The organism is Paenibacillus sp. 1-18 (assembly GCF_000520755.1).
Taxonomy (GTDB): Bacteria; Bacillota; Bacilli; order Paenibacillales; family Paenibacillaceae; genus Paenibacillus; species Paenibacillus brasilensis.
The window spans coordinates 1-10,577 of sequence record NZ_ASSB01000030.1 but is presented as its reverse complement, the minus strand read 5'-3'; the positions used below and the strand labels follow the sequence as shown (position 1 = coordinate 10,577).

The following is a 10,577-nucleotide window of genomic DNA, read 5'->3' as shown; positions in this document are numbered from 1 at the left end:
TCATGGATGAATCCTCGACCAACACGATTTCAATATCCGGATGAGCTTTTTTGAATACAGGCAATACATGCGGTAGCAAATGAGAGCCTGTGATAGGCATACTACCAACCACGACCTTCCCCTTGCGCAGCTGAGAAATATCGTCCATTTCCTGCCGGAGCTGCTCGACCGCGTCGACGATTTTTTTTGCTTTTTCTACAAAGCTTGCTCCTGCATGCGTTAATTCCACCGTGCTTGTATTTCGTTGAAATAAAAGCACTCCGAGTTCTTTTTCCAATTTGGACAATTGCTGGCTCAGCGAAGGCTGTGCAATGTGCAGCTTTTCTGCTGCGCGTGAGAAGTTTTTTTCCGCCGCAATTTGCAGGGTGTATTGAAGCTGTCTGAATTCCATTGAGTTTTAAGCTCCTTATCTTATAAGCTATACCTATTACATCCAGCACCAATTATACAATATTAAAATCAATTTCCCAATCCCAATCGTTATTATGTGTCACAACTTTTATATAGATGAAGCGATTATTTCACAAAAAGGACTTTTAATACAGACAGTCAATTCTCTTAACAATTTCCTTACAAAATCCAATTAATCTTAGTTCTAGCTGTAAAATAAAGTGTCTGGGAGGAAAATGAATGCTGAACTGTTAGGGGATACATACGAAAAAGTCGGTAGCTGCACTGGTAGCGACTATGATGTTGGCAGTTAGTGGGGGGACGGCGATGGCTGCCGAGAAAGACAGGCCAATTAAAAATGTAATTATTCTTATTCCAGATGGTATGGCTAATGATGCTACTGCACTGGCTAGGTGGTATAAAGGCTCTTCCTTAACGTTAGACAGCATGGCAAGCGGCATGGTGCGTACACATTCTGCCGATGCTCCGATTGCAGATTCTGCTCCGGCGGGAACGGCTTTTGCCACAGGATATAAATCACATACGGGCTATGTAGGCGTCCTTCCGGACGAAGTGACCATGCCCGGACAACAACCTATCGCAGCAGGCGACGCCAAGAAGCCCGTAGCCTCCATTCTTGAGGCTTCCAAGCTGGCAGGTAAATCTACCGGGATCATTGCTACTTCGGAGATTATGCACGCCACTCCGGCTGATTTCACTGCCCATTACCCTGACCGTAAAAATTATGATGCACTCAGCATGCAGCAAGCCTATAACGGTGTTGATGTTGTGCTGGGTGGCGGCGGCAAGTTCCTGGAAGCATCCGAGCGTAAGGACGGGCAGGATTTGATCGCTCAAATTAAAGATCAGGGCTATGACTTTGTCACAACACCTGAAGGGCTAAAAAATTCGACCTCCAGTAAGCTCTGGGGCAGCTTCGCTCCGGAAGCCCTTGCGTACGATCTGGATCGTGATGCATCGAAGGAACCTAGTCTGGCAGAGATGACATCGAAAGCTATTGATATCTTGTCCAAAAACGACAAAGGCTTCTTTTTGATGGTCGAAGGCAGTAAAGTGGATTGGGCAGCGCATGCAAACGACCCAACGGGTATTATCAGTGATGTGCTTTCATTTGACGATGCGGTGAAGGTCGCTTTGGACTACGCCAAGCAGAATCAAAATACGGTTGTTGTAGCAGTAACAGACCACGGAAACGGCGGATTGACGATTGGCAGTAGTAATACCACAAGCAATTACGACAAAACGCCTTTAGCTTCTTTTATAGATCCGCTCAAAAAAGCGAAGCTGACGGGCGAAGGATTGGAAACCAAGCTGAATGCAGATCGCAGCAACATTAAAGATGTATTGTCGGCGTATTTTGGCATTACGGATTTGACGGATGAAGAAGTGAAAACGATCAAAGAAGCCAAAGAGGGCAGCATGAATTATGCTGTTGGACCGATCATTAGTAAGCGCGCGAATATCGGCTGGACGACAGGTGGGCATACAGGTGGGGATGTCGTGTTGTACACATATGCGCCAAATGGAGACCGTCCATCCGGTGTAATCGACAACACGGACGTCAATAAATATATGACACGTGTACTGGGACTGAATCTGGATACGGTGAGCAAGCAGTTGTTTGTTCCTGCGAAAACGGCCTTTGAAGCTAAAGGAGCGAAATTTACGGCGGATACGAAGGTCATTACGGTGACTAAGGGCAGCAACAAGTTGGAGCTTCCTGTATACAAAAACGTCGCTACGCTCAACGGTAAACTTTCCACGCTTAATGGTGTGGTCGTGTTTAACGGCGTTGATTATTTTGTACCACAGCAGGCGATTGATTTGATTCAATAAAATAAATAGAATGATCGACAAGAGCTGCTTCTTCCCTAAAAGGAGGAGGCAGTTTTTTTGCGCCGCTTTTGTGCTGCTTTTTGTGCTTGGGTAATTATGTATTTTTTGAGGCAGAGAGTGGAGATGAAATTTAATGAATGGGATATTTTGTGAAACTAATCACGTTATATCTCCGCTGATATTGCTAGAATTATAATTGTACGATACAAGCTGCTGACGAAGTGAAGTCCGGATGGACGAGGGAAGAAGGGATGAGTCACGGACGAATTATTACTGCGTCTGGCTGACGGCAAGGAATGGACGCATACGGAAATGACAAGGCTGCTGGCACGTCTGGATGAAGATCCAATCGTGCGGGCCCAATTACGGGAGCTGGCAGCTCGCACAAAAATGGAGCGTTATGGCAAGGGTGTTTTTTTACGGGGATTAATTGAATTCTCCAGTATATGTCGTCAGGATTGCATGTACTGTGGGCTGCGTGCCTCCAACAAACAGGCAGATCGCTACCGATTAAAGCCGGAAGAAATTCTGGCCTGCTGTGCGGAGGGATACGAACTGGGTTATCGCACGTTTGTACTGCAAAGCGGTGAAGATACCTGGTTTACGACGGCCCGACTGACGAAACTGATTCGGGAAATTAAAAGCCGTTTTGCAGATGTGGCGGTTACACTGTCCATTGGTGAACGGGATGATGAAACGTATGAGCTATTATACGAGGCGGGGGCAGACCGTTTTTTGCTGCGTCATGAAACAGCTTCACCTCGTTTGTACGCCAAGTTGCATCCAACAATGACGATAGAAAGCAGGCGCAGTCGTTTGCTGGCACTGCAGCGAATCGGCTTTCAGATCGGGGCCGGATGTATGGTGGGACTGCCGGGACAAACCAACAGTGAGTTGGCAGACGATCTGGTCTATTTGCATAGTCTGAGCCCGGATATGATCGGGATTGGTCCTTTTTTACCGCATAGCAACACGCCGCTCAGGGATGCCAGTCAGGGGAGTATGGAAAAGGCGCTGGATATGATTTCGTTGTCCCGATTGGTCGTTCCGGATGCGCTCATTCCGGCATCTACGGCGATGGGGACCATTCATCCCCAAGGCAGGGAAAAGGCGCTTCAGGCAGGGGCAAATGTGGTTATGCCCAATTTGTCCCCGCTGGCGGTGAGGCCCAAGTATGCGATTTATGAAAATAAAATATGCTTGGGCGATGAGTCTGCCCAATGCCGACATTGCCTGGAGCTGCGAATCCGTGGAGCTGGTTTTGAGGTGGACATGGGACGAGGTGACAGCTTAAAGGCCCAGCGACAGTTTATGAGACAGGAAACCTAGAGAGGCTATGACGACAACAAATGCAGTAATCATAAATAAGGAGATGGGTATACGTGAGTGGAGTACGGGAGAAAGTGTCGGCGGATTTTATTAATGAAGTAGAGATTATGGCGGCAGTGGAGCAGGGAAAGCAAGAGGCGAAAGATCGAAATCGGATTTTGGAAATTCTAGAAAAGGGCAGAACCTGCCGGGGACTGAGTGCGAGTGAAGCGGCGACTCTTTTACATGTGAATGACCCCGAACTGCTGGAGGAGATGTTTAGATCATCACGTGCGGTTAAAGAGCAGATTTACGGCAACCGGATTGTGCTGTTTGCTCCTCTATATGTAAGTAACCACTGCGTTAATAACTGCGAATATTGTGGCTACAAGCATACCAATGACAGCTTTACTCGCAGCCGCCTGACACCGGAGGAACTGGTCGAGGAAGTTAGGGTGCTTCAGGAAATGGGGCACAAACGGCTCGCACTAGAAGCGGGGGAGGACCCGGTCAATTGTACTATTGATTATATCGTCGATTGTCTGCGTCAGATCTACGATATAAAGGTGGACAACGGGAGCATCCGGCGGGTTAATGTTAATATCGCTGCAACGACGGAGGAGGATTACCGGAAGCTTGTGGAGGTGGGGATCGGTACGTATATTTTGTTCCAGGAAACGTATCATCGCGAAAGCTATCGCAAATATCATCTTCAAGGGCCAAAAAGGGACTATGATTGGCATACGACCGCAATGGACCGAGCCATGCGTGCAGGCATAGATGATGTGGGGATCGGTGTGTTGTACGGCCTGTACGATTTCCGCTATGAAACCGTAGCGATGCTTAAGCATGCCGAGCATCTGGAAGAAGTGTTTGGCTGCGGCCCTCACACGGTTTCTGTTCCCCGGCTTCGTCCGGCTGAAAATGTGGACCCGGAACGCTATCCGTATTTGGTGAGTGACGAGGATTTTATGAAAATTGTAGCGGTTCTTCGGCTGGCTGTACCTTATGCGGGAATGGTCCTGTCTACGCGCGAGGAGTCGGAATTCAGGGACCGTGTCATTGGTTTGGGTGTATCGCAAATCAGTGCTGGTTCTGCTACCGGTGTAGGGGCATATGCAAGAAAAGAGACGAATGATAAGCCTCAGTTCGAGGTCGGGGATCATCGCTCGCCGATGGAAATTATCAAAAGTCTGTGCCGTGGCGGATATATGCCAAGCTACTGTACAGCTTGCTACCGTGAGGGACGGACCGGAGATCGCTTCATGGAGCTTGCCAAATCCGGACAAATTCACAATGTGTGCCAGCCGAATTCGCTTCTGACCTTTCAAGAATATCTGCTGGATTATGGGGATGAGGAGGCACGTGAGCTGGGTGCTGCCGCTCTGCGAGAGAACCTGGAGCGCATACCACGTGAATCGACACGCCGTTTGACGCTTGACAGACTGGAACGACTGGAAGCAGGCGAGCGTGATCTATATTTCTAGTAATTTTTATTTCTGGTAATTTATATTTTGGTAACAGCATTACACGATATAGAGATTCTCATTATTTATATAATAGATGTGGAAAATAAAAAGCAGTCGCGTTGGAACCAGCGCGGCTGCTTTTGTGTGTCTGGAGAAAAAAATATTAATATGAGATCCTTAGGAATAATTGCTGGCCTCAACAGCTTGCTCCCATGCCAGCATAGCAGATGGAAAGCATTCAATAGCACGGGGAAAGACCCCCTGTACATAAGCGATAAAAATACCGTAGTTCACAATCGGAACCCCTGCGGCTTTCGTTTCCGACATTCGATGAAGCATTGTACGCCGATTGAGCATGCAGGCACCGCAATGAATAACCAGTGCATACTCGCTCAGATCGTCAGGAAAGCTGGAGCCGGATGCATGCTCGATAATGAGGCGTTTGCCTATGGTTTGACGGAGCCAGCGGGGAATTTTCACTCGACCGATATCGTCAGATTGGCACTGGTGCGTGCAGGCCTCGGCTATGAGTACGCGGTCTCCATCCTTGAGTCGATCAATGGCTCTTGCGCCTCGCACCAACTCGTCAAGATCGCCTTTATGACGGGCAAACAGGATGGAAAAGGAGGTAAGGGGCACATCCTTGGGCGTGTCTGCCGCTACCTTCATAAAAACCTGAGAATCGGTAATGACCAAGCGAGGCTTACTTCCCAGTCGCTCCAACGTCAACCGTAATTCATGCTCTTTGGTCACGACTGCGATGGCATCGCTCTCCAGTGTATCGCGGATGGTCTGCTGCTGCGGCAGGATCAATCGACCCTTCGGTGCAGCTTTGTCGATGGGAACGACCAGCACGACAATATCGCCGGATGACAGCAGATCACCGACAATGCGAAAACGATCCTCGTTTTGGGGGAGGGTACCAGTGATAGCCTTTTTCAGTTCCGCATCTCCCCAGCGCATAGAGGCACTGAAAGGAATCAACGTGAGATCCAGTTCAGCCTGCAGCGTTGTGATCGTTTGTGCTGATTCAGGAAGGGTATCGACTTTATTTAATACCCCGATGACAGGAATCTTTTTGGTGCGGAGCTTTTCGAGCAGCTCGTGCTCGAAGGTTCCGACTCCCACAGTAGCGTCGATAACCAGCAGCGCTAAATCGGTACTGTTTAGTATTTGTAGCGTTTTGTCACGACGCAGTGCCCCGATCTCACCCTCATCGTCCAGTCCGGCGGTATCCACCAGAACGATGGGGCCTGCAGGGAGTAGCTCCATCGGCTTAAAAACTGGGTCCGTAGTCGTTCCTTCTACAGGAGATACCACAGCGGCGGGCTGACCGGTCAGGGTGTTCAGAATACTGGATTTACCCGCGTTGCGGCGACCGAGCAGGGCGATATGTGGTCGGTTACTACGCGGGGTATCATTCATTCCCATGGTGAGTTCCTTCTTCCTGCCCCGGAATTCCGGGCTTGGTTACTGTATAGGGATGGCACAATTGCTCAATCCGTGAGCGTGTCAGTAGGCCGCGCTCCTCTGCAATATCCTCTGGTGTGCGATCCTGTGCAATAGCTGCTGATGCAATGGAGGCAGCTTCATCATAGCCAAGCTCCGCGACCAGCGCGGAAGCCATCACAGCTGAGTTGCGCAGATTTGCAGAGCAGCGTTCCTCATGTACGACCAGGCCGCGTACACACCGTTCCGTGAACAATTGAACGGCATTGCTGAGAATTTGCAGCGATTCCAGCAGTGATTCGGAAATCAGCGGCAGGACCGCGTTCAACTCCAGCTGTCCGGAGGCAGCCGCCATCGTGATAGCCGCATCCTCCGCTATCACGCGCATTGCTGTCAATCCGGCCATTTCAGCCATCACCGGATTGACTTTGCCAGGCATAATAGAGGAGCCAGCCTGGACCGGAGGCAGCGTGTATTCCCCGAGACCACCGAAAGGACCAGAGGCCAGCAGACGAAAATCGCCAGATATTTTAAGCAGGTTCACGGCGGCGGATTTGAGCAGACCCGATACCTCCACGAAAACATCCATATTCTGGATCGGGTCCATGGGGTGGTCACTGCGACATAGCCCCAACCCAGTCTCGTCCGCCAGCTTTTCGACCATCCGGTAGCTGTAAGCGCGAGGCGCATTCATACCTGTGCCAATTGCCGTGCCGCCAATAGGGATTTCTCGCAGCCGTTCTTCAGCTTTGTAGAGCCGCCAGCGGTCACGTGCTATGGCCTTGGCGTAGGCACCGAAGCCTTGCCCGGCCATCATGGGCAGGGCATCCATCAGCTGTGTGCGACCCAGCTTGAGCAGGTCGGCATATTCCATTTCTTTATGCTGCAAAGCCTCCTGTAACGAAGACATGGCGTCACATAAAGGCCGAAGCAGCCGTATCGCTGCAATTCGCAGCGCTGTAGGATAGACATCATTCGTAGACTGGCAGCAGTTGACATCATCGAGTGGATGTACAAGCTCGTACTGTCCGGTCTGGCCCCCAAGCTGTACGATGGCCAGATTAGCAATGACTTCGTTCACATTCATATGGGTACTAGTGCCGGCGCCGCCTTGCAGGGCATCGACAGTGAACATATTTTGGTACCGTCCGGCGAGTAATTCGTCGCAGGCATTGATAATGGCAGCAGCACGGTGGGCAGAAAGTCGTTTCTGCTCACTGTTCACTTGAGCGGCTGCTTTTTTGACCAACACAAGAGCCTGAATCAGTTGTTGGTTCACGGGCCTGCCACTGACTGCAAAATTGTTCATCGCGCGTGCCGTGTGAATACCATAAAAGGCATCCGCAGGAATTTCCATGTCTCCTAGCGCATCCCGTTCAGTACGCGTATCTTGGGCCAGAGGAGAAGATGGGTTCATAGACCCGTCGCCGGAATGCGCGTCATATGCAGCAGCTGACGTGCACTTGCAACGCGTTTCTCCTCAACCCGGGCATGAACCAGATCTGGCTCGACCAGCTTGAGGGCTTTTGTTGGGCATTTTCCAATGCAGGCCGGGCCGCCGTCCACACCTTCGCACAGATCACATTTGCTGGCAATCATGCGCTCTTTGGGTTGCAAACGGCCTGACATATTGGTGTACAGTCCGTCCTGTACAACAGGCTGCCCGTCTTTATATTGGGGCACCATGGTAATTGCGCCGTATGGGCAGGCGATCATACAGGTTTTACAGCCAATGCAGCTTTCGCTGTTAATGAGAATGCAGCCATCTGCGTTCGTAATGGAGCCGTTCGGACAAGCGTTGGCGCATGGGGCGTCCTCGCAGTGACGGCACTGCACCGGTGCGGTGACTCCAAATGATTTGATGACCTTCAGACGAGGGTGAAAATGAAACTCGTCATCCGGCGAGATAAAAGGGTTATTCGTTGAATGTGCGATGACACATGCGATTTCACAGGTACGACAGCCGATACACTGATCGGGATCAGCTAAAACAAAACGATTCATACAACTCGACTCCTCTCTAACTAACGACAAAATATAATTTCTACTGACTAACCTTACGTGTATAACGTACTAATGAAGGGAGTAATCGTTATTCTCTTTAGTGGAAACATCACGGCTGCGGCTCTGCTTGCCGGGTCCGCGTTTGTGAAAGGTCGTGTGCAGCAGATGATGCGATACATGACCTAGCGGCTCACCCAGGAATTCATCATAAAGCTTGATGATAAAAGGGTTCTCATGCGATTTGCGCACCTGAGATGCAGCGTCATGTCCATAGATGGACGATTTACGCGCACGATAAGCCTCAATTTTTTGTTTTTCTAACATGAGCTTGGGTTGCCCACCTCCACTGATACATCCAGCAGGACAGCCCATTACCTCAATAAAATGATAATCACATTCACCCGCCTGTACACGATCCAGCAGCTGATAGGCATGCTGCAAACCGGCGACGACCGCCACCTTGAGGTTCAGCTCGCCGACCTGAACCTCGGCTACACGAATGCCTTCTTCGCCACGTACAAAATCCAGTTGGAGCTTTGGCAGCTTCTCATTCGTAAGCAGCTCGTAGCCTGTACGGATGGCAGCCTCCATTACCCCTCCAGTTACACCAAAAATAGTGCCCGCTCCTGAATATTGTCCTAACGGGGAATCGAACTCTTCATCGGGCAGGCTCATAAAATCAATTCCGCTCTGCTTAATCCAGTATGCAAGCTCACGCGTTGTCAGTACCTCGTCCACATCACGGTAACCGTCAGATTCCATTTCGGGACGATCGCATTCAAATTGTTTACAGGTACATGGCATGATTGCAACGCTGTAAATATTCGCAGGCTCCACCTTATCCAGCTGCGCACCATAAGTTTTGACTAGTGCTCCCACCATTTGCATAGGTGATTTGCAACTGGATAGATGGTCCAGCAGATCGGGATATTCTATCTCCGCAAAACGCACCCATGCTGGACAGCAGGATGTGAACATTGGCAACGGTCCGCCCTCGGTCACGCGGCGAATCAGCTCGGTGCCTTCCTCCATGATGGTTACATCAGCTCCAAAGTTCGTATCATATACCCGATCGAAGCCAAGGCGGCGAAGGGCTGCGGCCATTTTGCCTGGCGTCAGCGTACCGAATGGCATGCCAAATTCCTCCGCAAGTGACACACGAATAGCCGGAGCGCATTGGACGATACGAAGCTGTCCTGGTTTCTTCATCATGTCAGTTACCTTGTTTAGGCTATAGCTATAATAGGCAGCGAACAGTGGTTCGCCGATGTTGGCAGGCATATCGCGTTCAAGCATACGCTCCTGCCGTCTGATGGCGGCTTCCTGTGGAGATACATCCGCCCAATCTGATGCGTATACACTGCATATTTGTACACATTGACCGCAAAAAACACAGCGGTCTGCGTTCACAGTTTGCGGTTCTCCCGGCAGCCCTTCTATGGCACCTACCGGACAAACTCCCGCGCAGCGTCTGCATCCAGTGCACAGCGTAGGGTCGATATGAATGACAGGGTCTGTATGATCAGTCGCCTCCATACAAGGAGGAGAAGAGATCTTGTCTGTTGTAGTTGACATATTTTTCTACCTTTCTGCGGGCTGATTTTGACCTTACAAGCGCGGGAAAAAGACTTCCTTACGACGCTCTGGAGGCGAGTCGACTATGCCTTTGACCAGCCGTAGCACATGATTTGGACAGGCCTCTACACAGGCAGGCTGTCCGTCTGTAGTTTCTGCGCACAAATCGCATTTGCTTGCCGCAGTACGGGGAAGGGCAGCTCGATTTGCACGGTGAGTCAAACCGGACTGTGTCACGACGTGTCCGGCCCGATAGACTGGAGACACCTCAATGGCCCCGAAGGGGCAGGCCAAAACACAGGAAGTACAGCCGATGCACCGTTCCTCATCAATCATGACCACGCCGTCCTCCTGACGAATGGCCTGCACCGGACAGGCATGTGCGCAGGGGGCATTTTCACAATGCCGGCATTGCACCGGCACATACGTATCCCCGGCGCGTACAACATACACCTTGGGGACGACAGGTACGCTGACGGTTCCGACCGAGGCTCCAATGCCGCCTGCCTGACTGTGAACGGCGAA

Annotated in this window: 9 protein-coding genes; 3 read left to right on the top strand and 6 right to left on the bottom strand. The window is 50.6% G+C overall.

The features are described 5' to 3' along the window. Positions 1 to 391 (bottom strand): LysR family transcriptional regulator (locus tag L693_RS0102130; RefSeq protein ID WP_025715853.1); only part of this gene is annotated, 391 nt, incomplete at its 3' end. 296 nt (positions 392 to 687) lie between these two features. Between L693_RS0102130 and L693_RS0102125 the strand changes: the two genes are divergently transcribed. From L693_RS0102125 to hydG, 3 genes are all read left to right on the top strand, one after another. Beyond that, positions 688 to 2,247 carry an alkaline phosphatase gene (locus L693_RS0102125; RefSeq protein WP_049825027.1) on the top strand — a complete coding sequence of 520 codons (1,560 nt, stop codon included), beginning with the start codon at positions 688 to 690 and terminating at the stop codon, positions 2,245 to 2,247. 279 nt (positions 2,248 to 2,526) lie between these two features. Beyond that, a complete protein-coding gene (hydE, locus tag L693_RS0102115) occupies positions 2,527 to 3,576 on the top strand; it encodes a [FeFe] hydrogenase H-cluster radical SAM maturase HydE (protein ID WP_269320814.1) in 1,050 nt (349 codons plus the stop codon). 53 nt (positions 3,577 to 3,629) lie between these two features. Continuing rightward, a complete protein-coding gene (gene hydG / locus L693_RS0102110; protein WP_025715851.1) occupies positions 3,630 to 5,042 on the top strand; it encodes a [FeFe] hydrogenase H-cluster radical SAM maturase HydG in 1,413 nt (470 codons plus the stop codon). A 159-nt stretch (positions 5,043 to 5,201) separates the two neighbouring features. Here the strand turns inward: hydG and hydF are convergent, their stop codons facing one another. The 5 genes from hydF to L693_RS31860 all read right to left on the bottom strand — a co-directional run. Further along, a complete protein-coding gene (gene hydF, locus L693_RS0102105; protein WP_025715850.1) occupies positions 5,202 to 6,455 on the bottom strand; it encodes a [FeFe] hydrogenase H-cluster maturation GTPase HydF in 1,254 nt (417 codons plus the stop codon). After that, positions 6,442 to 7,890 (bottom strand): aspartate ammonia-lyase, encoded by a 1,449-nt coding sequence (locus tag L693_RS0102100; RefSeq protein WP_025715849.1) that lies wholly within the window; start codon positions 7,888 to 7,890, stop codon positions 6,442 to 6,444. Before L693_RS0102100 ends, hydF begins: the two co-directional genes overlap by 14 nt. After that, the gene (locus tag L693_RS0102095) at positions 7,887 to 8,477 is read right to left on the bottom strand and encodes a 4Fe-4S dicluster domain-containing protein (protein WP_025715848.1); all 591 of its coding nucleotides are present in this window, start codon (positions 8,475 to 8,477) and stop codon (positions 7,887 to 7,889) included. The genes L693_RS0102100 and L693_RS0102095 overlap by 4 nt, the downstream gene beginning before the upstream one ends. A gap of 69 nt (positions 8,478 to 8,546) precedes the next feature. Beyond that, positions 8,547 to 10,052, bottom strand: a complete 1,506-nt coding sequence (locus L693_RS0102090; RefSeq protein WP_231503499.1) for a [FeFe] hydrogenase, group A — start codon at positions 10,050 to 10,052, stop codon at positions 8,547 to 8,549. 33 nt (positions 10,053 to 10,085) lie between these two features. Then, positions 10,086 to 10,577 (bottom strand): 4Fe-4S dicluster domain-containing protein (locus L693_RS31860; RefSeq protein ID WP_025715846.1); only part of this gene is annotated, 492 nt, incomplete at its 5' end.

Excerpts from the sequence above, each read along its gene's own strand:
- L693_RS0102125 (WP_049825027.1), top strand. The coding sequence starts at position 688 with ATGATGTTGGCAGTTAGTGGGGGGACGGCGATGGCTGCCGAGAAAGAC.
- hydF (WP_025715850.1), bottom strand. The coding sequence starts at position 6,455 with ATGGGAATGAATGATACCCCGCGTAGTAACCGACCACATATCGCCCTG.
- L693_RS0102100 (WP_025715849.1), bottom strand. The coding sequence starts at position 7,890 with ATGAACCCATCTTCTCCTCTGGCCCAAGATACGCGTACTGAACGGGAT.
- L693_RS0102095 (WP_025715848.1), bottom strand. The coding sequence starts at position 8,477 with ATGAATCGTTTTGTTTTAGCTGATCCCGATCAGTGTATCGGCTGTCGT.
- L693_RS0102090 (WP_231503499.1), bottom strand. The coding sequence starts at position 10,052 with ATGTCAACTACAACAGACAAGATCTCTTCTCCTCCTTGTATGGAGGCG.